Genomic DNA, 24,355 nt, shown 5'->3' with positions numbered 1-24,355 from the left:
TACTACTCACAGGAATTATGTACTAATAAATAGCCTTTCCGAGCTGCTAGTGCAGGATTTATTTCTGGTTAATCGATAACCGGTAAACCACGTACCAGATGCTATTCTCTAAGCTTACCAAGCTGTAAGTACTTACTTTTACTGCATGCACCACCCGCTTTCGCTCTACAACACCCTTAGCCGCCGCAAAGAGGCGTTCGAACCTGTACACTCGCCTTTCGTTGGCGTGTATCTATGCGGTCCTACCGTGTATAGTGAGGCTCATTTGGGCAACGCCCGTGGCCCGGTAGTCTTCGACGTTCTCACGCGCTACCTCCGCCACCTCGGCTACACCGTTCGCTACGTGCGCAATATCACGGACGTAGGCCACCTCGAAAGTGACGCCGATGAAGGCGAGGACAAGATGGAAAAAGCTGCCCGCGCTCAGCGGCAGGAGCCCATGCAGATTGCGCAGCACTACGTTAATCTTTACCGCCAGAATATGCTGGCGCTGGGCTGCTTACCGCCCGATATCGAGCCCCAGGCCAGCGGCCACATCACGGAGCAGATCAGCATGGTGGAGGAAATCATTGCCAATGGCTTTGCCTACGAAGTGAACGGCAGTGTATACTTCGATGTGCCCCGCTACAATGCCGAACAGGACCGCTACGGCAAGCTCTCCAACCGAAGCATCGACGACCAGCTGGCCGGCACCCGCGACACGCTGGCCGGGCAGGACGAAAAGCGCAGCCCCCTGGATTTCGCACTCTGGAAAAAAGCGTCGCCGGAACATATTATGCGCTGGCCTTCGCCCTGGGGCGATGGATTTCCCGGCTGGCACCTCGAGTGCTCGGCCATGAGCCGCAAGTACCTAGGCCAGCTCTCAGACATTCACGGCGGCGGCCTGGATCTGATGTTTCCGCACCACGAGTGCGAGATAGCGCAGAGCCAGGGCAGCCATACCCACACCGACGAGTCGCGCTTCTGGGTGCATCACAACCTTATAACCGTAAATGGCACCAAGATGAGCAAGAGCCTGGGCAACTTCGTGCTGCTGGGCAGTATGTTCAAGGGGCCCACGGCTACGCTTACGCAGGCCTATTCGCCTATGGTAGTGCGCTTTTTCCTGTTGCAGGCGCATTATCGCAGCCCCGTTGATGTGTCGGATGAGGCGATGCAGGCGGCCCGCAAAGGCTACCGCAAGCTCATGAATGGATTGCGCCTGCTGGAAAAGCTGAGCCTGCCCGAAGGAACAGAGCGCCAGCCAGACACCGAGAAGGCCGACACCGAGCTGCGCAAGCTCGTCGCCGATTGCTTTACGGGGCTTAATGACGATCTGAATACTGCGCGGGCCATAGCCAGCCTATTCAATCTGCTGCGCAAGCTCAACGGCTTCTTTGCTAATCTGCCCACGCTGGCTACGGTAAGCGAAGCGGCCCTGGATGAGGCAACCACCGCTTACCGCACGTTGGTAAGCGAGATTCTGGGCCTTCAGGATGAGCCGCGCGCCAATGCCGAACAGCTTCTAAACCTGACCCTGGATTTTTATCAGGAAGCCAAAGCCACCAAAGCGTACGATAAGGTAGACCAGATTCGGGCTGCCCTGAAGCAGCAAGGTATTGTCATTAAAGACCTAAAAACCGGCGTCGACTGGGCCTACAGCGAAGACTAAAAGCACTTAATGCTACCACCGGAACCGCAGAGGGCAATAAAAAAGCCCCCCAGCGTTTCTTACCCTGCTGCTTATCCGCAAACAGAAGCCGGCGCGGCCCACTGTCTGCTGCCCACCCAACGAACAACGCGCCAAGTCAAGCCCGCTGATACTGTGCCCCTTATGAAGCTTTTTCGTCTTGCTCCTGTTGCTGTAGTTGCACTGCTAGTGCTCACAGGCTGCCCCGACAGAACCCGACAGGAATCTGCCACCACTCCAGAAGAGCCCGCCATGCGCGCTGCCCCGCCTTCAATGCCGATTCGGCGTATGCTTTTACAGCCAAACAGGTAGCTTTTGGCCCCCGAGTGCCTAGTTCGCCAGCCCATGCAACCTGCGGCGATTGGCTGGTGGCGGAGTTCAAGCAAATGGGATTGACGGTACGCGAGCAGCCATTCGAGGCTATGGCCTGGGATGGCAAAATGCTGCGTGCCCGCAATATCATCGCCCAATTTGCCCCCCAGGCCGCTCGCCGCGTTGCGGTGTTCGCCCATTGGGACACGCGCCCCTTCGCCGATAAAGACAAACAAAATCCGAACGCCCCGCTCGATGGGGCCAGCGATGGGGCCAGTGGTGTAGCGGTAGCGCTGGAAATGGCCCGCGTTCTGAGCCAGCAGTCCGATAGCACAGCCCCTGCCGTGGGTGTCGATTTTATCCTTTTCGACGCCGAGGACTATGGGTACGACACTGCCACGCAGAGCAAACTCCAAAACAAGCTGGCCGCTCAAGGCACTGATACCTGGTGCTTGGGTTCGCAGTATTGGTCTAAAAACCTGTTGCCGGCCGGTTACAAACCAAGCTATGGCATTTTGCTGGATATGGTGGGCGCCCAAAACGCCAAGTTCAGTCGTGAGCAGCTCTCCCGCGAAGTAGCCCGCGACGTAGTAGATAAGGTTTGGAATACGGCCGCCCGCCTCGGCTACTCCGATTTTTTCCTGTTTCAAGACAGCCCCGGCATCACCGACGACCACGTGTACACCAATCAGGCCGGCGTACGCACCATCGATATCATCGACCACTTGCCCATCGGCGACGACTATTTTCCTGCCTACCACCACACTACGCAGGATAATATGAGCATCATCGACCGGCGTACGCTCAAAGCCGTCGGGCAGACAGTGCTACAGACGGTGTACGCTGAGTAGCGGCCACAGAAAATTCAAAACCGCAAAAGCCTCCCCTGATCAGGGGAGGCTTTTTGGATAGCATGGGAACCTTGAATCAATAAATGAGCTGGGTGAGAATACGTTTGCCAGTTAGCTGCTTGGCTTCCACCCAACCTTCTCAGCCCACAATTCGGCGGCGTAATAAAGCAAGTGAAACACAGGTTCTTTCAAATACAGATACCCCTCAATACTATACGGGAATAGCGCTGCTGCCCGAAGCTTCAATTCACCATATTCTTCCCGAGCCAAGGGTTGAGCCCGCAGATAGTCGCGGAAGAGCAGGGCGTAACGGGCATTAAACCGGCCAGCCTCCCGAATATGCAGATGCATGCGCCGCTCGCCCGAAGGTTCGCGCATGTAGTATTTGTAGAGTTCTGGTGATTGTGGCGGCAGCCCGTTAAAGATGTCGCAGGTTATGCTTTCCCCTTTCTGGAAACCTGCACGGCGAAGCTCCTGCGTAAGGCTGCCCACATCCGCTATACTCGACACTTGGATCTGTACATCGAGCACGTCTTTAGCGCACAGGCTGGGCACAGCAGTGGAGCCGATATGATTGATTTCGAGCAGGCTCGGGCCCGCCACTTTCCGCAGACGCTGGGCTAGTTCGGCGAACTCATGTGACCACGCTGGCTGGTACGGCAGCAGTACTACCGGCCGCGAGGAAGCAAAAGCTGGCAAACTATGCATGCGTTTTCCTGTAGACAGCCACTACCTTTTAGCCAAGCATTTCAGCGAATATCAAAAACCATATTGTTTGTCTTGGCGGCCCTAACCTAGGGCCGCTTCCGTGTGCTGAGCTACACTCACATAGTTTAGGTGCACACCAGCTTCATCGACTACCATGTGGGCGGCGCGTCCGCAAATCAAGGCCATATTTAGCGGCTCATGACCCACCGGAAAGCCATAAGCTACCGGAAAATCATACTTGGCGGCATACGTCCGGATGATTTCGTAGGGTGTTTGGCCGAAAGGAATTAGGTTATCGTTGGAATCGGTGAAATGCCCCACCAGCAACCCTGCCAGGCTGGCAAGCTTGCCGGTACGGTCGAGGTGTACCATCATGCGGTCGATGTTGTACAGATACTCATCGATGTCCTCAATAAACAAAATACGACCAGCCAGCGAGCAGTCGGAGGCCGTGCCGGTAATAGTTTGCAGTAGGCTCAGATTGCCGCCAATCAGCTCGCCGGTAGCGCTACCCAGGCGGTTAAATGCGTGCTGGGGGCAAAATAGCTAATGGGCTCCCCGAATAAAGCGCGCCGCAGGCTTTCCAATGCCTCCTCCCCTCCTTCCTGATTGAAGAGCAGCGGCATTACGCCGTGAATACTCTCGTGGCCCAGCGCCAGCAAGTGGCAATTAAGCGTAGTGATGTCGCTGAAGCCCGCAATCCATTTGGGGTTATCGGCAAAGCGCGAAAATTCTAGTTGGTCGATGATGCGCGTAGTGCCGTAGCCGCCACGGGCGCACAAGATGGCGCGAATGCTGGGGTCGTCGAGCTGCTGCTGAATATCCTGGCGGCGCAGCTCGTCGGGGCCGGCAAACTGATGATGCTGGGCGGTTACGGTAGCTCCCAATACTACTTCCAGGCCCCAGGCAGTCAGAATAGCAATAGATGCCTCCAGTTCCTGATGGGTAACTTTACGGGCAGGGCACACAATAGCGACTCGGTCGCCGGAACGCAGGACAGGAGGGGCAGTAGGCATGGCTGGGGGGCAAATTTGACCGGTCGCAAACCTACGGACAATCCAGCGTTTACCAGAATCAGCGTGACGTATTAATTCTGCTCAGCCAGCAGAAACTCCACAGCCCAGTCTTTTGAATTTAAACAAGAAATCAATGGACAACTATTTTTCTGATGTGCCTTCTTATAAGCCAGCAAACCAGCGGGCATAAAAAAACACCGTGCAGTGCACGGTGCCTTTCTGAGCTATGAAAACAAACTTAGCTATCAGAAAACCTCACCTAAATAAGAAGTCAAGAAATACCTTCAAGGCTAACATTCAGGTTAAACACTCCGATAACAGCCCGAAAGATAAGCTCTTTTCAATTGTATAAAAATTCTATTCGCCGAACTCGCTTATTTACTCGGTGAATATTACGTTTTGAGGTACAACTTTTTAAGCAACCAGCCGACCTACAGCGTTTACGTAACGCTAAACCAGATTAAGCCGGCTCATCAAGATTGACTTGTAGGAGTTGCCGATGGGAATTGGCAACGTATTGCTTCCACTATCAGAATGCCAGTTGCGGGCGCCAGCAATAAGTGCAGAATCAGCTTCAATGGCCACAATGCAATCGAGTCGTACAATGTATTTGCGGTGTACACGCACAAAATCACGGGCCGGTAGCTTCGCCTCCAACTCCTTCATCGTGCTGTACACAGTATACCGCTCCTTTGCTACGTAGATATTCACATAGTCGCCGAGGGCCTCGACATAGCGTATATCAGCCGTTTCTACCCGCAAGAGCTTGTTTTCCTGCTTAATAAAAATCTCGGCCTTGCTGCCCATATATAAGGACTCCGCCGCGTCGTTGGCCATGCGCAAGAGGCCGTCCAGCTTGCGTTGCTCCTGCTCTAGCTGCTGGCGCGCCCGGCGCAGCTCCAGGTGCGATACTACTTCGCGGGCCACAATGCGGAGGGCATTTCGCTGGGCATCGGTGAGGCGGTGAGGTACCGTGTCGAGGGCGCAAATGGTGCCTAGCGGAACTCCTTCAGGCGTTATGAGCGGAGCGCCCGCATAGAAGCGAATACTTGGCGAAGCCGTTACCAGCGGATTATCGCAAAACATCGGATCCTTGGTGGTGTCCTCAATTTCGAACACATCTTCTCCCAGTATCGTGTGCTGACAAAAGGCCACATCCCGATCCGTACTGTCGCTGGCATCCCAACCCACTTTAGCCTTAAACCATTGCCTTTCCGCGTCTATCAGGGATACCAGAGAAATAGGCGTTCCGCAGATAAAGCCCGCTAATTGCGCCAGATCGTCGAACACCTGTTCAGGGGCGTATCCAGAATCTGATAATTGCGCAGTACTTCCAGTCGCACGGCCTCACTTTCTTTACCCAACGCGGCAAAGGGAAGTGAAGAAGCTTTAGTGGACGGAACTGGCTTGGCAGGCATAGGAAAAGGGAAAGGCGGGAAATAACACTAATACTTTGATTTCAAACGCATTTAGCCATCACAAAGTAATCATACTTACGCTACGAAACTGCGATTCAAACCGATGAAATTAGACTTTTGCACGTTAAAACATTTTAACGTTCACGACAGGCAACTTTTTAATACGGCAAAAACACGAGCAACGGATTTAGGTTCGGCGAAAAAGCCCCCCACCTGTTACCAAGCTAAAGTGGTTATCCGCAGCAATTTTTAAAATTAACCGGTACCTTTACCAATCCTGTCGCATACCGACTTGCGTATACTTGGTTTGTTCCTCCCAAACGGCCTGAGCGCCTCTCCATTATGACATTTGGTTCGCTTTTCCTGATTGGCAACTTCGGTACAACCGAGATACTGCTGATCTTATTCGTCATTATTTTACTCTTCGGGGCCCGCAAGATTCCGGAGCTGGCCAAAGGCCTTGGCAAAGGTATCCGCGAGTTTAAGGATGCCACCAAAGAAGATAAGCCTGAGTTTCGGGACCGGCCGGTGAATCCGAATGACCCTACCAACACTCGATTGTAAGTAGTAGCCATGAGCACTCCTCTTTTCCTGTTCTTAGGCGACCTTGGCGGCGGCGAAATCATGCTGATTCTGGTCGTTATTCTCATCTTCTTCGGGGCAAATAAAATCCCGGAGCTGGCGCGTGGCCTCGGCAAAGGTATCCGCGAGTTTAAGGATGCCTCCAGCGAAATTCGCAGCGAGATTGAAAACGCGGGTCTGCCAAAGCAAAACCAGCCGTATCAGCAGCCCACTGCTTATGCTGCTCCCAGCGTTCCAAGCTATGACACAGCTCAGCAACCATCTTCTGCTGATCAGCCTGCTGTAACCACTATGACCTCGATGGAACATCCTGTTACCGGAACGAGCATAGCACAGCCTGCTGACGGTGAAATTGCCCCCCAGCCTGCTCCCGAGCGGCCCCGCCTCGACCAGTCATCCAATTGATTGCCCGTATCCTTTGAGACGTTTTAATTCACTTACCGAAGTTCGCGACGAGCTGACGGCAGGCACTACCACCTGTCGTCAGCTCGTGGAGTATTATCTGGATAACATTCAGAAGCATAGCCATCTGAATGCTTTCCTCGAAGTATTCACTGATGAAGCGTTGGCTCAGGCCGACGCTGTAGATGTCAAGCTGGCGGCAGGTACCGCCGGGAAGCTGGCGGGTATGGTTATCGGTTTGAAAGACGTGCTGGCTTACAAAGACCACGCGCTACAGTCCAGCAGCCATATTCTCGACGGCTTCAAGTCGCTTTACACCGGTACGGCCGTGCAGCGCCTGCTTGATGCTGATGCCATCATTATTGGCCGGCAAAACTGCGATGAGTTTGCGATGGGCGCCTCCAACGAGACGTCTTATTTCGGGCCCGCTCGCAATGCCATCGACCCGGACCGGGTACCCGGCGGCTCTTCAGGTGGCTCAGCCGTTGCCGTACAGGCCGATCTGTGCTTGGCTTCCATTGGCTCCGATACGGGTGGGTCGGTGCGTCAGCCGGCCGCTTTCTGCGGGATAGTAGGGTTTAAACCTACTTATTCACGAATTTCCCGCTATGGATTGGTGGCCTACGCGTCTTCTTTTGATCAAATAGGTACGCTAACGCATTCCGTTGATGATGCGGCCTTGCTGCTAGAGGTAATGGCGGGCCCCGACAACTTTGATAGTACCGTTAGCCAGCAGCCGGTACCGGCGTACAGTGAGCTACTAACTCCTGCTCCTCATGTACGCATTGGCTACATCCGCGACTGCCTGGAAAGCCCAGGGCTGAACCCAGAAATAAAGGCGGCTACGGAAACTGTTCTTGATGTACTGCGTGGTCAGGGGCATGTGGTGGAGGCAGTTGACTTCCCCTATCTCGACTATATCGTTCCCTCCTACTACATCCTGACCACTGCCGAGGCCAGCTCCAACCTGAGCCGTTACGATGGGGTAAAGTTTGGTTATCGGGCCTCGGATGCAACAGATCTGGAGTCATTGTATAAAAAAACCAGGTCGCAAGGCTTTGGCCCTGAGGTACAACGCCGTATCTTGCTGGGCACCTTCGTATTATCAGCTGATTATTACGATGCTTATTATACCAAAGCTCAACGCGTTCGACGTTTGATCAAAGAGAAAACGGACGAATTATTGCGCCAGTATGATTTCTTGGTGCTTCCGACTACGCCCACCACGGCATTCCGGATTGGGGAAAATGAACAAGATACACTAGCCATGTACCTGGCTGATATTTTCACGGTACAGGCTTCGCTGGCCGGTGTGCCGGCCGTATCAGTACCAGCCGGACACGACGCGGCGGGGTTGCCCATTGGGCTGCAAATTCTGAGCGGAGCTTTCCGCGAGGAACATCTACTGGCCTTCGCCAAATCTGTAACGGAATCGCTCACGCCTGTTTTGCCCTGATGAAAAAATCGTTGTTGCGCACTGCCGTTCTATTTCTGCTGACCCTTGCTGTTGCCCGCCCAGCGGCGGCCCAAAAGCTCGCTAATCCGAAACCGGACGTTCAGCGTGCCAACTACGATACGACCCGCGTGTCTATCGAGCTGCTGCCGGACACGCTCGTGTTCATCGAGCCTGTATTGATTGATACAGCCCGGCTTCGCTGGCTGCAAAAGCCCCCCGCCGTTCGCGACCTTGTTGCTGATCGTATTGCCTGTCTGGAAACCGACGTGCCGCATACGTTCAACAACTCCGTTATGAGCTTTGTGGACTACTTTACCGTACGCAACCGAACGTATACGCAGCGCATTCTGGAGCGGCAGAACCTGTATTTCCCGCTGTTTGAGAAATATCTGGCTAAGTACAACCTGCCGCAGGATTTGAAATATCTGGCAGTAGTGGAATCGGCGTTGCTACCGCAGGCGAAGTCGCGGGTAGGTGCGCTGGGCTTGTGGCAGTTCATGGGCCCTACCGCCAGCGACCTCCGGCTCGTGCGCAATGAGTATGTGGATGAGCGCATGGACCCCGAGAAATCGACGGAGGCGGCCTGCAAGTACCTGCGCGACTTATACCGCATGTTTGGCGATTGGGAACTGGTGTTGGCTGCCTATAACTACGGCTCCGGCAACATTCGCCGCGCCATTGTCAAGTCAGGCGGCAAGCGCGATTTCTGGGCTATTTACCCTTATCTGCCGAAAGAGACGCGCAACTACGTACCAACGTTCACGGCTACTTTCTATTCGCTGCAATACGCGCGGGAGCACAGGCTGCACTCGGATTCGCTACGGTACCAATATCCGGAGCCGATGGACACGCTGCTTATTTCGGGCCGGTCGTTGGATTTGCGCAAGTTTTCGGCTCAGTTTGGGCTCGATTCGGCCGCTGTTTCGCGCTACAATCCTGAGTTGCGCAAACCCTACATTCCCGAAACGCTTCGCAATTATTCCCTGAAAGTGCCCGTGCGGGTGCGGCAGGAATTAGCTGCTCAGGACCGAAACCTGTTTCTGGATTTTTGCAAAGTATCGGTACCGCCACCCTCTCCTCTCACGCCTCGCTTGCCTGATTTCCAGGGCTTTGGCTTCAGCTCTACGGCTGTAGCAGCCAACAGTAAACCGGCACCAACCGAGCCACGCCAGCGCAAAGTGCGTCATACGGTGAAGCGCGGCGAGACGGTTCGAGCCATAGCGGCCCGCTATGATGTAACAACGACTCAACTGGCCCGCTGGAACAGCTTGCAGCGTGGCAAGGCGCTAGTGCCAAAGCAACAGCTGGTTGTTCTGCTGCCAGTCACTGAAAAGGCTGCGCCAAGCACAAAGATGGTGGCTGCTAACCGGCTGGTGGTGCCCGAAAAGCTACCATTGATGGCCGTAAAAATGCCCCCCACAGTAGCAAAAACCGTGTCAGCGAGGCCTGCTCAAGCTTCAATAGCTGAAGCAGTTGAGGAAGAAGAGGATCCAGCTACTATAGCTATAGCGGAGCAGAATGTAGCTGCTCCCAGCAGCAAGGCTGTTGCGTTGAAGCCGGTAGCGGCTACAGCTAAAGTTGATTCGGGCGTAGTAGCCACCGGTACTACGTTTGCTGCCACTACCGAAACAGCGCAGGATAGCCTGCCCACCGAGTACATCGTGCGCAAAGGTGACTTTCTGGAGAAGCTGGCTCGCACTAAAGGGGTAAGCGTGGCGCAGCTCATGGCTTGGAATCAGTTGAAGTCAGTGGGCTTATCGCCGGGTCAGAAGCTGATTTTTTATATGCCCGCCAACGCGGAATCTCTAGCCCAAAATGCCCCCCAGCCCACTGAGGAGCCAGCCCCGCGCGTAGCGTCGACCAAGCCCAGCCCCAAAGTGTCATCCACCAGCGCCGCTATGAAGAAGGTACATCTGGTGCAGCCCGGCGATACGCTCTACAACATCTCACGCCGCTACGAGGGCGTAACGGTGGACCAGTTGCGGAAGCTCAACAACCTGAAGTCAGACGCGGTGAAGCCCGGCCAACAGTTGATTGTAGCTCGGTAAGCACCCTAATATTGTAGTCCTGTTATTCAAAAAAAGCCCCCAGACCCTGTGCTGGGGGCTTTTATGAATATAGATGTCTTACCTCAACTTTGATTCGGGGCAAATTCGCCCCAACTTGCTTATTCGTTGCCTCGCCCGGCACCTCTCACCCGACCCTCTCTAGTAATGCTGAAAATCAACAAACAGGAAGCCCTCGACTACCATTCCCGTACCCCCGCGGGCAAGATTGAAGTGGTGCCCACCAAGCCTCTAAGCACGCAACTCGATCTGGCATTAGCCTACTCGCCCGGCGTAGCAGAGCCTTGCTTGGCTATTGCCGCCAACAAAGAGGAGGTCTATAAATACACGGCCAAAGGCAACCTGGTAGGCGTAATTTCAAATGGTACGGCGGTGCTTGGTTTGGGCAACATTGGGCCCGACGCATCCAAGCCCGTGATGGAAGGCAAAGGCGTACTGTTCAAGAAATTCGCGGGCATAGACTGCTTCGATATTGAGATTGACGCCACTGATCCGGATGAGTTTATTCGCATCGTAAAGTCCTTGGAGCCCACGTTTGGCGGCATCAATCTGGAGGATATTAAGGCGCCGGAGTGCTTCCGGATTGAGACGGAACTGCGGGAGAAAATGAACATCCCGCTCATGCACGACGATCAGCACGGCACAGCCATTATTTCGTCGGCGGCGCTGCTGAACGCGCTGGAAGTTGTAGACAAAAAGATTGACGAGATTAAGCTGGTCGTCAGTGGCGCTGGGGCAGCGGCTATTTCGTGTCTGCGTTTGTACTTAGCGCTGGGGCTTAAGGTCGAGAACGTCGTAGTATTTGATATCAAAGGCGTTATCAACGCGGAGCGCACCGATCTGGCCGACTTGCAGATGCAGTTTGCCACCCAGCGCGCTGTCACTTCGCTTGCCGAAGCGCTGGAAGGAGCCGATGTATTTCTGGGTTTGTCGGCGGCTAATGTGCTGCCGCCCGAGCTGCTGCTGCGCATGGCCGACAATCCTATCGTATTTGCCCTAGCTAACCCAAACCCGGAGATTGAATACGAAGTAGCCATGGCCACCCGGCCCGACCTGATTATGGCTACTGGTCGCTCCGATCATCCGAATCAGGTAAACAACGTGCTTGGCTTTCCCTACATCTTCCGGGGAGCTTTGGACGTGCGCGCCACTGAAATCAATGAAGCCATGAAGCTGGCGGCCGTGCAGGCGCTGGCGCAGCTGGCCAAGGAGCCCGTGCCAGATATGGTGAATAAAGCCTACGGAGACAATACGCTGGCTTTTGGCCGGACATACCTAATTCCTAAGCCTCTTGATCCTCGCCTGATTACGACCATCTCGCCGGCGGTGGCACGCGCTGCCATGGAAAGCGGCTCAGCGCGCCAGTCCATCACCGATTGGCAGGGCTATGAGGATGATTTGCGGGCTCGACTGGGTGTAAATCAGAAGCTGATGAACCGCATCACCAGCGCTGCCCGCTCCAATCCGAAGCGCGTGGTATTTGCGGAAGCCGATACCTATAAGGTGCTCAAAGCCGCTCAGATTCTGCACGATGAGGGCATTGCTTTCCCCATTCTGCTCGGCAACCGCAAGAAAATTGACGAGATAGCCCGCGCCAACAGCCTCGATCTGGAAGGCTGTCAGATTATTGATATTCTGGAAGAAAACGATCAGCGGGCCGAGTTTGCTGAGCTGCTTTTTCAGAAGCGGAAGCGGCGCGGCATCACCCTCTACGAAGGTCGTCGATTGCTACGCGAGCGCAATTACTACGGTGCTATGATGCTCGAAACCGGGCAGGCCGATGCCTTTATCACTGGTCTAACCAAAGATTATGGTCAGTCAATTACGCCGGCCTTACAGGTTATTGGGGTGGAAGATGGCGTGCAGCGCGTGGCAGGCATGTACATTATTCAGCACCGCAAGGGCCCATTCTTCTTCGCAGATACTACCGTAAACATCGACCCTACGGCCGAGGAAATGGTGGATATCATTGGTCTGACGGCACGTGGAGTACGCTTTTTCGACACCGAGCCTCGCATTGCCGTGCTTAGCTACTCCAACTTTGGCTCAAACCGCGGCGCTTTGCCCGATAAAGCTCGCTTGGCCACCGAGTTAGCTAAAAAGCGCTACCCAGATCTGATTCTGGATGGCGAGATGCAGGCCAATACGGCCTTAAATCCTCAGCTTCTGCGGGAGCATTATCCGTTCTCAGAACTAGCCGAGCATGGGGCTAATACGCTGATTTTCCCGAATGTGGTATCGGGCAATATTGCCTACAAAGTGCTACAGGAAATAGGTGGCGCCGAGGTAATAGGCCCTGTACTGATGGGAATGCGCAAACCCGTCCATGTGCTTCAGCTCGGCGCTTCGGTGCGCGAGATTGTGAATATGACGGCTATAGCCGTGGTTGATGCTCAGACTTATAATAAGCCGTTATAAGTCAGCATGATTTAGATAACTTAGCCAACTAGAAGCAGATTCTTTTGCTAATATTATTGGTTAATGGCTAAATTATTTTGCTTTTGAGGAGACATTAACTTACTATTTGTGTGTTGAAACTAGAGCATCTTTCAACACACAAATCTTACACTCAATCCCCTTTTATGATTGCTTATCTCGACGGTACCCTTGCCTACAAAGACCCTGCTTTAGCCATTATGGATGTGAGCGGTGTGGGCTATGAGGTAAGGATTTCATTGGCTACTTATTCAAAGCTTCCCGCCGAAGGCGAAAAAGCAAAAATCTATACCTACCAGCACATCAAGGAAGATATACAGGCTCTCTACGGCTTCCTCGATCCGAACGAAAAAGTGCTGTTTATGCTGCTGATTTCGGTATCAGGTATTGGGCCGGGCACAGGAATCGTGATGGTATCGAGCATGGGCGTGGGTGCCATTCGGCAGGCCATTATTCAGGAAGATGTGCGGTCCATTCAAAGCATCAAGGGAGTAGGCCCAAAAACGGCTCAGCGGGTGGTGCTGGAGCTTAAAGACAAGCTACGCAAAGACGAATTACTGGCCAAAGCCGGCATCGATACGGTGCCACTGGCGCGGGCGCACAATACCAACCGCAGCGAAGCGTTAGCCGCTCTAGTCACGTTGGGATTTGCCCGGTCGGCGGCGGAAAAAACGCTGGAGACCATTCAGCACCGTCACGGTAATGATCTGAGCGTGGAGGAATTGATTAAATTTGCCTTGAAGTCGAATTAGGTTTACTCTCCGGCTGCTCGCCTGCCCGTCTTTTTTAGTCTCCCTTGACCCACGGTAAGAAGTCTCTCGCCGCCTCTATAGTCGTTGTCGCGTCATTGCTGACTTGGTTATCGCAGGCTGAACCTACCGAAGCCCACCCGTTTGCCCTGCGCCAGCTTTGGAGCTGGCTGCCGGCGGCTAGCCGGCCAGACATATCCATAGTACCCGATACGCCGCGCACCGTACTGCCCGATACGAGCATTTACCGCTCCAGCCGGCGGCCCAAAATTGCCCCCAGGACCGTATTGGCTCCCCGCTTTCGCCCCAGCGCCGCCGGTCGCCGCTGCTGCTGGACTTGCCTTCAAACGTGAATGTGGAGGTGACGCCCGATGACAGTCTCCAAAATTATGATATCCGGGAGAGCGTCGGGTCGGACATTGATTTTCGCGACCCGACGCGCGTCAGCTTTGAGGAATACTCGCGCTATCAGCAGCAGCGCGTGGTGCGCGACTATTTTCGCACGCGCTCGGCCGGCTTGGATGGGGAAAGTGTAACGGGCTCGCGTCGCCTCATTCCGCGCATTTACTTAGGTCCTATTGCGGACCGCATTTTTGGCGGCAGCTACGTGGATATCAAGCCCCAGGGTGCCGTGACGCTGCGAGCAGGCGCGCGCTTCAACCGCAACCGTAATCCCGCCCTTACCCTGCGGCAGCAGCGCGTGGGCGACTTCGAGTACGATCAGAACCTGAACCTAAATGTGACAGGTCAGATCGGGGAAAAGCTGCGCCTCACGTTTAACTACGACACCAAAGCGGCCTTTGATTTCGAGAACAACATGAAGCTCGATTATACGGGCTACGAAACCGATATTATCCGCAAGGTGGAGCTGGGCAACGTGAGCTTGCCGTTGAACAACTCCCTAGTGCAGGGGGGCAAAATTTGTTTGGTATTAAGACCCAGCTGCAGTTTGGCAAGCTGGGTATCACGGCGGTTGCCAGTACGTTGCGCGGCACCGCTGATGAGGTGCGGGTGCAGAATGGCGCACAGAGCCGCTTATTTGAATTAAAGGCCAGCCAATACGAACGCGACCGGCACTTTTTCCTGTCGCACTTTTTCCGCGAGCGCTACGATGCGGCGCTGCGCAACCTGCCTACGGTACAGTCGGGTATTGAGATCCGGCGCCTGGAGGTGTACGTGACCAATGACAACCGCACCACGGATAACCTACGCAACGTGGTGACACTGATGGACTTGGCTGAGCCGACGCGCGTGTATCGACAGCAGTTTCAGAACCCTAGCCCGCGTGTAGTAGCCACCAACAACGCTAACAGTGAATTCAACGCGCTAGCGAATGGCGGAGCCCAAGTCCGCGGCGAGCTAACCGTAGATAACTTCCTGGCCGGCCTGAATCTGGAAAAAACAGTTGATTTCGAGCGTGTTAGGGCCCGTAAACTGGACCCACGCGAGTACACGTTTAATGCCCAGCTTGGTTATTTAAGCCTAAATACCGCGCTGCTGCCGGAGCAGGTGTTGGGCGTGTCATACGAGTACCTTTATAACGGCGAGGTATACAAAGTAGGTGAGTTGGTTGAGGATTATGCCAACGTTCGGCAGGATGAGGTGATATTCTTGAAGATGCTGAAGGCCACCAACCCCGGGGTGGGTTTAGCTAATCCGGCCGCGAATCCTAGCAATCCAAACCTGGCCAGCGGCAACCTGCCTACTTGGGACTTGATGATGAAAAACGTCTATCCTCTCAATGCCAGCCAGCTCAACCGCGACAACTTTCAGCTTCAGGTAATTTATAAAGATGACCAAACGGGTGTCGATTTGATTTCACTGAAGGAAGGTGAACGGATTGCCAATCGCCCCCTAATTGAGGTGCTGAACTTGGATAACGTCAACCCCAACAACGACCAGAATCCCGACGGCAACTTCGACTTCATTTCCGGCATTACCATCGACCCGGAACAAGGCAAGATTATCTTTCCAGTAGTAGAGCCCTTTGGTAGTTATTTACAAGCCCAGTTCACTCCTACTGAGACTGCCCTGATTGAGAAATACGTGTACAATGAGTTGTATACGCAGGTGCAAAGCGATGCCCAGCAGGTGCAGGTAAAGGATAAGTTCTTTCTCAAAGGGCGTTTCCAAGCCACGGCTACCGACGAAATTGCCTTGCCCGGTATTCGGGTGGCACCGGGCTCGGTGCGGGTGCGCTCGGGCAGCACTTTGCTGGAAGAAGGCCGTGACTACCAGGTTTTCTACGATCAGGCGAAGGTCAAGATTCTCAATCCTAGCTACCTGAACTCCGCCAACGAGCTGCGGGTAGAATTTGAGAAAGACGCCGTCGTGCAGATTCAGCCGCGTCGGTTGGTGGGTGCCCGCTTCGATTATCGCCTGAACCAGGACATAAACTTTGGTGCCACGGTGCTGCACCTGCGCGAAAATCAAGCGCCCGGTATCAACCGCGTCAGCATCGGCGACGAGCCGGGCAACAATACCATCTACGGCCTCGACGTGAACATGCGCCGCGACTCGCGGGTGCTGACCAAGTACCTGGATATGCTGCCACTGATTGCCACGAAGGAGCCCTCCTCAGTAGCGTTCAGCGGGGAGTTTGCACGACTGGTACCGGGCCGCTCGCAGCTGGGCCGCGGCGAAAACGGCGTCTCCTACATCGACGACTTCGAAACGGCCCGCACTCCTTATTCACTAGGTGGCCTGAACGGAAACATTGCCTGGCGCCTGGCTGCTACTCCACTGCCTTTGCAGGGGGCAAATCCGGATGGATTGTCGTCGGCATACCGGCGGGCGAAGCTGGCTTGGTACACTATTGATCAGACCTATTATACGAGTGGGCAGAGCAAGCCGCAGAACATTTCCAGCAACGACCCCAGCCTGAGCAACCACTACACTCGTGGTATTGAGCGGAGCGAGATTTTCCCTAACCGCGACTTAGGTGCCACCGGCAACAGCTTCGAGTTCAGCTTTGACATGGCGTATTATCCGGGCGAGCGGGGGCAGTATAACTACACGCCGGAGGTATCAACGACCGATGAGCGCAAGTTTGCCAACCAGGCACCAGCGGCCAATGCGGCGCGGTATGGCGGCATCAGCCGGGAAATCACCTTCGATACGGACTTCGACAACGCCAACGTAGAGTACCTGGAGTTCTGGCTGATGGACCCTTTCATTGCCGGGCCCAACGGACAGATTAACGACTCCGAAAATGCCCCCCAGAACAACACCACCGGCGGTGACCTGTATCTGAACCTGGGGTCGGTGTCGGAAGATGTGCTCAAGGATGGGCGGCACGAGTTTGAGAACGGCCTGCCTGATGGCGCCAGCATTACGAATGCCGATGCGCAGCAGGGCATCTGGGGCCGCGTAACGCGTCAGCAATTTATTACCGATGCCTTTAGCTCGGCTCCCGGCGGGCGCGAGTTGCAGGACATTGGTCTGGATGGTTTTAATGATACGGATGAGAAAACCTTCTTCCAGGGGGTATATTCTCAGTTTGCTGACCCCTCTGCCGACAACTTTCGCCATCACCTCGATGGCTATTACAACTCGGAGGGCCGCGACGTAAAGATTCTGGGTCGCTACAAGAACTTCAATGGCATGGAAGGCAACTCGAACGGCGACGCTCAGCAGAGTTCGACCGCTTTCCCTGACAAGGAAGATCTGAACCGCGACAATGCTATTTCAGACCAGGAGCGCTACTATGAGTACCGGATTCGGCTCCAGCCGGGGCAGTTAGCGGTAGGTCAGAACTACATCATCGACAAAATCACCAAACAGAGAAACGGCAATGATGTATCGTGGTATCAGTTTCGGATACCGGTGCGTCAGTATTCGGCGGTGCGTGGCACTCAGAACGGGCAGCCTTTCGGGTTCAAATCTATCCGCTTCGTGCGGATGTATATGACCCAGTGGCAGCAGCCCGCGGTGCTGCGCCTGGTGCAGCTACAGTTTGTGGCCAACCAGTGGCGCCGCTTCCTGACTACTATTGCTGAGCCCGGCCGCCCAAACATCAACACCGATACTGACGCTGACGCCTTCGACATTTCCACGGTAAGCCTAGAAGAGAACGGCTTGGCCGCGGGCGCCGACCAGATTCCGTACGTTTTGCCCCCCGGCATCGAGCGTGACCGCGAATACGGCTCCAGCACCGTGAATCGTCAGCAGAACGAGCAGTCGTTGCGCTTGTGCGTGGAAGGCCTGCGCGATGGCTACGGCAAGGCAGCGTATAAGAATATCAGCATCAACATGCTACGCTACAAGCAGCTGCGCTTGTTTTTGCACGCCGAAAGCCAGGACCAAAGCATTCAGGATGGTCAGGTACGCGGCTTTATCCGCATCGGCACCGACTATACCCAGAACTACTACGAATACTCTGTTCCCCTCAAATTAACCCGCCCCGGCCTCACGGGTCAGCGCGATATCTGGCCTTTGGAAAATGAGGTTCAGATTTCTTTACAGCAGTTCGTTGATGCCAAAGCGGAGCGTAATGCAGCCGGCGTGGCGTTCAACGTGCCGTTTGTGAAGACTGTAATTGGTCAGAACGGGGTAGAGGCTCAAATTACCATTGTGGGCAACCCCGATTTCAGTGCGGTGCAGGGGGCAATGATTGGTATTCTTAATCCCACCGACGACAATGCGCCCAAGTCGATCTGTTTATGGGCTGATGAGTTCCGGGTGTTTGACTTCGACCGTGAATCGGGTTACGCCGCTACAGCCCGCTTCAATACCAAGCTGGCCGATCTGGCCAATATCACGGCTACGGGCAGCTTTACATCGGTGGGCTTTGGTGGCTTGCAGGATCGGCCCAGCCAACGCTCACTGGACAACGTCAGCCGCGGCGACTTGAACGCGACCATAGCGGCCGAGAAGTTCTTCCCCGAAAAGCTGGCCCTGCGCGTGCCTGTGCTGCTTCAGGCCGGCACGGAAAGCCGCGTACCAAAATACGACCCACTCGACCCGGACACGGAGCTCACGCAGTCGTTGCAAAAGTTTGATAGCGAGTCGGCGCGCTCTGACTACCGCAGAGAGGTAATCGACCAGACCAGCAGTAAAAGCATCAGTATATTAAATGTGCGGAAAGAGCGCACCAACACGGAGCGCAAGGTGCGCCCCTACGATATAGAGAACCTGGCTTTGAGCTATTCGCTCACGGAGCGTCGGCACACCGACATCGTAACGGACCGCGACTTTACGCGCACCTACAACGGGGCGCTGGCTTACATCTACCAGACCACGCCCCGTAGCTACACGCCGCTGGCCAATGTAAAGGCGCTGGACTCACCGTATCTGAAGATTTTCCAGGAACTGAATTTCACGCCGACTCCCAGCCGATTCTCCTTTCGCGCTGATCTGGACAGACGATATAATGAGCGCTTCCTCCAACGCACACAGATACCTGGTCAGGTACCGACTACCGCCGGAATTCCAGGTGTATTCCTGAAGAGCTTTTTCTTTAACCGGATCTACGACCTGAAGTGGGATTTGACAAAAAGTCTTATTCTGGACTATACCGCCACCAACCGCGGAGTAATTGATGAAGGTCCGGGCCGTGTACTGGGCGAAAGCCCCGAGGCTGAGCGTAACCGGGAGCTGCTGCGCCGCAACTTGTTTGAGAGAGGAGGCCGCACCACAAACTTCAACCAGACTATCGCCCTCACCTACCGGCTGCCGCTGGACAAGTTCCCGCTCACCGACTGGTTAACCGCCGACACGCGCTACGAAGCTAACTACACGTGGCAGGCGGCTTCCACTGCGTTGCGGGCGCCAGTCAACCCGTCCAACTTCGCCGACACCACCACCATTCCGCTCAACCTGGGCAATACCATTCAAAACAATGGTGCCTTTAGTGCCAACGGCCGCATCGATTTGGTGAAGCTGTATAACAAGGTGCGCTTTCTGAATATTATCAATAACGCGCCGCCGCCAACGGCCCGCGCCGCCACCCAAAATGCCCCACAGCCGGCCAATGGCGCTGTTCCGGCCCCCGCCGATTCGGCCAAGGGACCTGAGCTGCGCTTCCTGAAGGCTGTGTTGCGCTCCCTGATGACGGCTCGCTCCATCAACTTTACGTACACGCTCAGCAACGGCACCCTGCTGCCAGGCTATCTGCCCCGCACCAAGTTTTTCGGGTTGGACAGCGACTTCGATGCGCCTGGTGTACCCTTCCTGCTTGGCCGTCAGTACGACCTCGATGCATTGTATGACCGGGCCGCTGGCCGTGGCTGGTATACCCAGCGTAGCGACCTGTTGAATACGCCGCTGAGTTCGCTACGAACCGATAACATCACCGTACAGACTGCGCTGGAGCCTTTCCGCGACTTCAACATTCGCCTGGATGCCCGTTGGCAGCGAGTACAAAATGAAGATGTATTCTACCGCTTGGCCGTAGACTCAGTATCGCTGCTGCCCCTTCAGGATACCAACGGCAACTTCACGGGTGAACTGGCACGTCGTCAGCGCTTGGGCACGGGCTCTTTCAGCACGTCCATCGTTTCGATTCAAACCTTCTTCGGCGACCGGACGGCTAATGGCACCATTTCACAAGCATTTAACCGCTTTGTCGAGAACCGGGGGCCAATTCAGGAGCGGCTAACGGCGGCCAATAATACACGAGGCACTTACGGCTACAATTCGCAAGACGTACTTTTGCCCGCTTTCCTGGATGCATATCGGGGCAAGTCATCGAGCAACACGAATGATGGAAAGTTTACTCCTTTCCTCAAAATACCGATTCCCAACTGGCGTATCGACTACAATGGGCTAGCTGAGCTGCCTTTCGTGAAGCGCTATTTCCGCTCTGTTACCCTGCGCCACGCTTACAGCTCCATTTATAGTGTAGGTAGTTACGGCACAGCCAGCCAATATCAGAACAAACTTGAGCCAGAAGATTTATCAACGGAAATCAACAGGCTGGAGCAGTTCATTCCATATTACGTCATCGGACAAGTAACTATTGCCGAGCGATTGAGCCCCCTGATTGGCGTTGATTTTCAGACCTTGGAGAAGGTAACGGGCCGGGTGGAATACCGCACGGAGCGTGATATTGGTTTGAATACGACCAATGCGCAAATCACGGAACTGCACACGCAGGAGCTGGTAATTGGTTTCGGTTACGTCACGAATGGGCTTAAGCTGCCTTTCGGATCGGGCAATAATCAGCGTGTACTCAACAACGAGCTGACGGCCCGCCTTGACCTTTCTATCCGCGAAAACACCACCATTCAGCGCACTATTCTGGATGTGGTTGACCCAAGTTCTGGTCAAACTCCTAGCCTGGGTCGCCCGGTTAGCTTAACTACGAATGGCAACCGGCAGGTGCAGCTTCGCCCCACCATTGACTATGTGCTCAATCAGCGCCTGAATCTGCAGTTTTTCTTTACCCGCAACATCTCAGATCCACGCGTGGAGAATGCCTTCAAAACGTCGTCTACCGAGGGCGGTGTGCAATTACGCTACAGCTTAGGGCAGTAAATAAATGGGCAGATGGCTAAATAGTTAGAAGGTTAAACGGCTGATTGTTCTGTTTTCCCATTGAACAATCCACTATTTAGCCAGTTAGCCATTTGCCCATTTAACTCTTACTTTTGCTCTCTCTACCTCTTCAATTTTGTCCCCTATGAATCTTCCCGAAAATCTGAAGTACACCAAAGAGCACGAGTGGGTGCGTGTAGAAGGCGACGTAGCCTACATCGGCATCACCGACCACGCCCAAAAAGAGCTTGGCGACATCGTGTACGTGGACATTGACACCCTCGACAAAGAGGTAGCGCAGAACGAGGTGTTTGGAACAGTAGAAGCCGTAAAAACGGTTTCCGACCTATTTAGCCCTATTTCGGGTACCGTACTGGAAGTAAACAGCCAGCTCGACGGCAGCCCCGAAACCGTAAACTCTGACCCTTACGGCGACGGCTGGATTATTAAAATATCCGTTGCCAACCCCGCCGAAGTAGAAGCGCTGCTGACAGCTGAAGCGTACGGCGAGCTTGTAGGCGCTTAATTTACTCTTGCATTGGCAGTGTCTCCTTCAGCGCCGCCTGCTTCTCCGCGCCGGGCCTATGTGGCCCTACCGGGGACGTGGGCGGCGTTCATTTTGCTCCTGACCCTCACGCCGAGCAAGGATATGCCGGTCACGCCGCGTTGGGAGCTGCTCTCCTTCGATACGGCCGCGCATGCTTTCGTATTTGCGGTGTTGGCAGTGCTCAGCTTTTTCTCGATACGTCGTCAAAGCCGCTTTCCAGGGCTGCGCGCTATGGCTGTGCCCTTCGTTATTATTGGGAGCACTCTGTTTGGTGGGTTGATTGAAGTTCTACAAAGTAGTATGAACCTTGGTCGTCACGGTGAGTGGTCGGATTTGCTCAGTGACGGCATTGGGGCTCTGCTGGGGGGCTTTTTTGCGCAGATTGCTAGTCGGTGGATCAAATAGAAACCCGCCATTCGTCCTTTTTCTAGTCAACAACCAACGCCAAAAAGGTAAAGGACCTAGTGCGGTAACCAAGCAGTTTTTAAGCGCTACTTATGCTGGCTACTCGGCGACTGACCACTCATCTATTATTAGCGGCGATACGGCCAACAGGGTTGCTGGGGGTTTTATGGTTGAGCTTATCAGTTCCAGTATCTGCGCAGGATATGGAGCGTGTTCGCCAGAATATCCGCAACCTCACAGCGCCCGCTATGCATGGGCGCGGCTACGTGCGGCAAGGCGACCAGAAAGCGGCCCACTACTTGCGCCAGCGCTTCCGGCAGCTCAAACTTCAGCCATTAGCGCCTGACTTTACCCAGCCCTTTCCCCTCGACATTAATACCTTTCCCGGAAACTTACGGCTTCAGGCTGGGGGGCAAAGTCTACGGCCCGGTGTCGATTTTATTGCCGAGCCCGCTTCTGGCGGAGGCCGCGTCTCGGGGTCCATTCTGGTTTTAGATACGCTCATCTTCACCAATGAAACTGCCGGGCAACGCTGGCTGGAGCAGAGGCTGGGGGCAAAATTGTGGTCCTGCGCCAGCGCGATGCGGACCGCCTGCTCACTCTCCCCGACGCCTTCACCCAACATCTTAACCAGGCCGCTGCCCGCCTGACACTGGTTTCCAAGCTAACAGCTTCCTTGGCTGCTTCGCAGGAACCACAGCCTCGCCTGCTCGTTCTGGCTGACCGTTGGCCTGAAAAAGCCCCCCAGGCTACAATTCAGGTAGAGGCGCGCCTCCAGCGCGACTACCGCAGCCAAAACGTGGTTGGCTATGTGCCGGGCCGTACTCAGCCCGACTCATTTCTCATCGTTACGGCTCACTACGACCACTTGGGGCGCATGGGCAAGCAGGCCTACTTTCCGGGTGCCAATGACAATGCTAGCGGCACCGCTATGCTGCTGGAGCTAGCTGCTTATTACACGCAGCCAGCCAATCGGCCCGCATACTCCGTCGTATTTATTGCGTTTGGGGCGGAGGAAGCCGGACTAATAGGTTCCCGCTACTTCGTAGACCATCCTTTGGTGCCACTTACGCAGATAAAGTTTCTGGTTAACCTCGACTTACTGGGCACCGGTGATGAAGGCCTGACAGTAGTGAACGGCCGTCTGCTGCCCAGCGCGTATCAATTGCTAACTAGCCTCAACGAAAAGCAGCACTTCGTTTCTGACATCGCAGCCCGGGGACGCGCGGCTAACTCCGACCATTTTCCTTTTTCAGAGCGTGGGGTACCGGCCTTCTTTCTGTACACACGCGGTGGCATCAAAGCTTACCATGATGTACAGGACCGTGCTGAAACGCTCCCGCTTACAGCTTTTACTGGCGTTTTTGGTTTGGTAAGCGCATTCTTAAATAGCTTGGGAGCCGCGCCCGCGAAATAGCTGCAAAGTTCCGCGATAAGTAAATGAGAGCCACAATAGCATGGCATCACACTGCCTAGCTAATACACTATAGGCTGGTTGAATAGAAAGAAGGGCCTGTTCGGGCCAACAGCTGTTAAAGTAAAAAGCGCTTCGGCCCGGCTGAACTCACATAATGTGAATTCAGCCGGGCCGAAGCGCTTTTTACAAGTAAGCCGAAAAGGCGTACTAATTCGTTTTTACGGAAGCCATGATCTGCTTGGCTACAGCTTCCCACTCTGGCTTCTGACGGTCGGCGCAGGTGAAAGTGCACATGAGCAGCTTGTCTTCAACATCGGTGAAGAAAATCAGCGTGTACACCTCGTGACCTAGCTCGGGCTTCATCAGCTCCATGTAGCCCACCTTGCGGCCGTTGATTTCCTTTACACCGTTCTCAAACCACTTAGCGTCTTTAAACTGCTTTGTATAGGTTTTATAGAACGTAGCTGCGTACATGTCGATCATATCCTGATCGGCAGCATTGTCGGTGTAGTTAAAGGCTAAGCTAGCTTCCTTGCTGTTAGTGAAGATCATGCTCGGCCGACTCTGCGACTTTGCGTAGTTGAACTCCATCTGCTGCTCGCTCATCACCTCAAATCCTTTCGGAATCAGGATCTCAACTCGCTCGCTTAATACACGCTTCTTGATTAGCTCAACTTCAGCGGCTGGCCGGGCTGCCGTCAGAAGAAGGAAGAGGCACAGAACAGGTAATAGTAAGACTTTTCTCATAGCCTTGAACCGAAAAAATGTGAAACTCAAAATAGAGCATTTATCCATGAAAGCAGAAGTAGCTCTGTTTGGATAACACAATTTACGAACCATTTATG

General features: G+C 54.4%; 21 protein-coding genes. 15 read left to right on the top strand and 6 right to left on the bottom strand.

Annotated features, from left to right (window positions below; translation table 11 throughout):
- The first annotated feature begins 145 nt into the window (after window positions 1-145).
- Together cysS and H9L05_RS09660 are read left to right on the top strand one after the other, a co-directional pair.
- A complete protein-coding gene (cysS, locus tag H9L05_RS09665; RefSeq protein ID WP_187733977.1) occupies window positions 146-1,651 on the top strand; it encodes a cysteine--tRNA ligase in 1,506 nt (501 codons plus the stop codon).
- A gap of 344 nt (window positions 1,652-1,995) precedes the next feature.
- Window positions 1,996-2,832 (top strand): M28 family peptidase, encoded by an 837-nt coding sequence (locus H9L05_RS09660; protein ID WP_223284849.1) that lies wholly within the window; start codon window positions 1,996-1,998, stop codon window positions 2,830-2,832.
- Window positions 2,833-2,943: 111 nt separating this feature from the next.
- Here the strand turns inward: H9L05_RS09660 and H9L05_RS09655 are convergent, their stop codons facing one another.
- From H9L05_RS09655 to H9L05_RS09640, 5 genes are all read right to left on the bottom strand, one after another.
- Window positions 2,944-3,540 carry a GrpB family protein gene (locus tag H9L05_RS09655; protein ID WP_187733976.1) on the bottom strand — a complete coding sequence of 199 codons (597 nt, stop codon included), beginning with the start codon at window positions 3,538-3,540 and terminating at the stop codon, window positions 2,944-2,946.
- 81 nt (window positions 3,541-3,621) lie between these two features.
- A complete protein-coding gene (locus tag H9L05_RS26060; RefSeq protein WP_317175185.1) occupies window positions 3,622-4,002 on the bottom strand; it encodes a hypothetical protein in 381 nt (126 codons plus the stop codon).
- Between the two features lie 29 nt (window positions 4,003-4,031).
- On the bottom strand, window positions 4,032-4,556 hold the full coding sequence (locus tag H9L05_RS26055) for a S66 peptidase family protein (protein WP_317175165.1): 525 nt from the start codon (window positions 4,554-4,556) through the stop codon (window positions 4,032-4,034).
- Window positions 4,557-5,006: 450 nt separating this feature from the next.
- Window positions 5,007-5,846: a GAF domain-containing DNA-binding protein gene (locus tag H9L05_RS09645; RefSeq protein ID WP_187733975.1), complete on the bottom strand. Its 840-nt coding sequence runs from the start codon at window positions 5,844-5,846 to the stop codon at window positions 5,007-5,009.
- On the bottom strand, window positions 5,822-5,974 hold the full coding sequence (locus tag H9L05_RS09640) for a hypothetical protein (RefSeq protein ID WP_187733974.1): 153 nt from the start codon (window positions 5,972-5,974) through the stop codon (window positions 5,822-5,824). Before H9L05_RS09640 ends, H9L05_RS09645 begins: the two co-directional genes overlap by 25 nt.
- 342 nt (window positions 5,975-6,316) lie before the next feature.
- Here H9L05_RS09640 and tatA (H9L05_RS09635) point away from each other — a divergent pair, with 342 nt between their 5' ends.
- The 13 genes from tatA (H9L05_RS09635) (at window position 6,317) to H9L05_RS09580 (ending at window position 23,510) form a co-directional block, all read left to right on the top strand.
- Window positions 6,317-6,538 (top strand): twin-arginine translocase TatA/TatE family subunit, encoded by a 222-nt coding sequence (gene tatA / locus H9L05_RS09635; RefSeq protein ID WP_187309769.1) that lies wholly within the window; start codon window positions 6,317-6,319, stop codon window positions 6,536-6,538.
- Window positions 6,539-6,547: 9 nt separating this feature from the next.
- A complete protein-coding gene (gene tatA / locus H9L05_RS26050) occupies window positions 6,548-6,961 on the top strand; it encodes a Sec-independent protein translocase subunit TatA/TatB (RefSeq protein WP_308421982.1) in 414 nt (137 codons plus the stop codon).
- Window positions 6,962-6,974: 13 nt separating this feature from the next.
- Window positions 6,975-8,414: an Asp-tRNA(Asn)/Glu-tRNA(Gln) amidotransferase subunit GatA gene (gatA, locus tag H9L05_RS09625; protein ID WP_187733973.1), complete on the top strand. Its 1,440-nt coding sequence runs from the start codon at window positions 6,975-6,977 to the stop codon at window positions 8,412-8,414.
- Complete coding sequence (locus tag H9L05_RS09620; RefSeq protein WP_187733972.1) at window positions 8,414-10,462, top strand: LysM peptidoglycan-binding domain-containing protein; 2,049 nt, start codon at window positions 8,414-8,416, stop codon at window positions 10,460-10,462. The genes gatA and H9L05_RS09620 overlap by 1 nt, the downstream gene beginning before the upstream one ends.
- A gap of 165 nt (window positions 10,463-10,627) precedes the next feature.
- Entirely contained in the window at window positions 10,628-12,898 is a 2,271-nt protein-coding gene (locus H9L05_RS09615) for an NADP-dependent malic enzyme (protein ID WP_187733971.1), read from the top strand.
- A gap of 164 nt (window positions 12,899-13,062) precedes the next feature.
- Window positions 13,063-13,668 (top strand): Holliday junction branch migration protein RuvA, encoded by a 606-nt coding sequence (gene ruvA / locus H9L05_RS09610; RefSeq protein WP_133271558.1) that lies wholly within the window; start codon window positions 13,063-13,065, stop codon window positions 13,666-13,668.
- 95 nt (window positions 13,669-13,763) lie between these two features.
- On the top strand, window positions 13,764-14,018 hold the full coding sequence (locus H9L05_RS09605) for a hypothetical protein (RefSeq protein WP_187733970.1): 255 nt from the start codon (window positions 13,764-13,766) through the stop codon (window positions 14,016-14,018).
- Window positions 14,003-14,713 carry a hypothetical protein gene (locus H9L05_RS24950; protein ID WP_262892659.1) on the top strand — a complete coding sequence of 237 codons (711 nt, stop codon included), beginning with the start codon at window positions 14,003-14,005 and terminating at the stop codon, window positions 14,711-14,713. Before H9L05_RS09605 ends, H9L05_RS24950 begins: the two co-directional genes overlap by 16 nt.
- The gene (gene sov, locus H9L05_RS09600) at window positions 14,596-21,141 is read left to right on the top strand and encodes a T9SS outer membrane translocon Sov/SprA (protein ID WP_262892696.1); all 6,546 of its coding nucleotides are present in this window, start codon (window positions 14,596-14,598) and stop codon (window positions 21,139-21,141) included. Before H9L05_RS24950 ends, sov begins: the two co-directional genes overlap by 118 nt.
- Before the next feature lie 145 nt (window positions 21,142-21,286).
- Complete coding sequence (gene gcvH, locus H9L05_RS09595; RefSeq protein WP_187733969.1) at window positions 21,287-21,667, top strand: glycine cleavage system protein GcvH; 381 nt, start codon at window positions 21,287-21,289, stop codon at window positions 21,665-21,667.
- A gap of 18 nt (window positions 21,668-21,685) precedes the next feature.
- Window positions 21,686-22,093: a VanZ family protein gene (locus H9L05_RS09590; RefSeq protein ID WP_187733968.1), complete on the top strand. Its 408-nt coding sequence runs from the start codon at window positions 21,686-21,688 to the stop codon at window positions 22,091-22,093.
- Between the two features lie 203 nt (window positions 22,094-22,296).
- Complete coding sequence (locus H9L05_RS09585) at window positions 22,297-22,743, top strand: hypothetical protein (protein ID WP_187733967.1); 447 nt, start codon at window positions 22,297-22,299, stop codon at window positions 22,741-22,743.
- On the top strand, window positions 22,656-23,510 hold the full coding sequence (locus H9L05_RS09580; protein WP_187733966.1) for a M28 family metallopeptidase: 855 nt from the start codon (window positions 22,656-22,658) through the stop codon (window positions 23,508-23,510). Before H9L05_RS09585 ends, H9L05_RS09580 begins: the two co-directional genes overlap by 88 nt.
- 207 nt (window positions 23,511-23,717) lie before the next feature.
- On the opposite strand, the gene H9L05_RS09575 is transcribed toward H9L05_RS09580, so the two are convergent.
- Window positions 23,718-24,257: a hypothetical protein gene (locus H9L05_RS09575; RefSeq protein WP_187309761.1), complete on the bottom strand. Its 540-nt coding sequence runs from the start codon at window positions 24,255-24,257 to the stop codon at window positions 23,718-23,720.
- Window positions 24,258-24,355 lie beyond the last annotated feature (98 nt).

The organism is Hymenobacter qilianensis (assembly GCF_014489555.1).
GTDB classification, from domain to species: Bacteria; Bacteroidota; Bacteroidia; order Cytophagales; family Hymenobacteraceae; genus Hymenobacter; species Hymenobacter qilianensis.
Note: the sequence above shows the minus strand (reverse complement) of the source record. Positions and strands in the feature narration are given on the sequence as shown.

What these genes read in the sequence shown, in the direction of transcription:
- H9L05_RS09655 (WP_187733976.1), bottom strand. Translation starts at nt 3,540, where the DNA reads ATGCATAGTTTGCCAGCTTTTGCTTCCTCGCGGCCGGTAGTACTGCTG.
- tatA (WP_187309769.1), top strand. Translation starts at nt 6,317, where the DNA reads ATGACATTTGGTTCGCTTTTCCTGATTGGCAACTTCGGTACAACCGAG.
- H9L05_RS09620 (WP_187733972.1), top strand. Translation starts at nt 8,414, where the DNA reads ATGAAAAAATCGTTGTTGCGCACTGCCGTTCTATTTCTGCTGACCCTT.
- H9L05_RS09575 (WP_187309761.1), bottom strand. Translation starts at nt 24,257, where the DNA reads ATGAGAAAAGTCTTACTATTACCTGTTCTGTGCCTCTTCCTTCTTCTG.
- H9L05_RS09615 (WP_187733971.1), top strand. Translation starts at nt 10,628, where the DNA reads ATGCTGAAAATCAACAAACAGGAAGCCCTCGACTACCATTCCCGTACC.
- tatA (WP_308421982.1), top strand. Translation starts at nt 6,548, where the DNA reads ATGAGCACTCCTCTTTTCCTGTTCTTAGGCGACCTTGGCGGCGGCGAA.
- H9L05_RS26055 (WP_317175165.1), bottom strand. Translation starts at nt 4,556, where the DNA reads ATGCCTACTGCCCCTCCTGTCCTGCGTTCCGGCGACCGAGTCGCTATT.
- ruvA (WP_133271558.1), top strand. Translation starts at nt 13,063, where the DNA reads ATGATTGCTTATCTCGACGGTACCCTTGCCTACAAAGACCCTGCTTTA.
- gcvH (WP_187733969.1), top strand. Translation starts at nt 21,287, where the DNA reads ATGAATCTTCCCGAAAATCTGAAGTACACCAAAGAGCACGAGTGGGTG.
- cysS (WP_187733977.1), top strand. Translation starts at nt 146, where the DNA reads ATGCACCACCCGCTTTCGCTCTACAACACCCTTAGCCGCCGCAAAGAG.
- H9L05_RS09640 (WP_187733974.1), bottom strand. Translation starts at nt 5,974, where the DNA reads ATGCCTGCCAAGCCAGTTCCGTCCACTAAAGCTTCTTCACTTCCCTTT.
- H9L05_RS09585 (WP_187733967.1), top strand. Translation starts at nt 22,297, where the DNA reads ATGGAGCGTGTTCGCCAGAATATCCGCAACCTCACAGCGCCCGCTATG.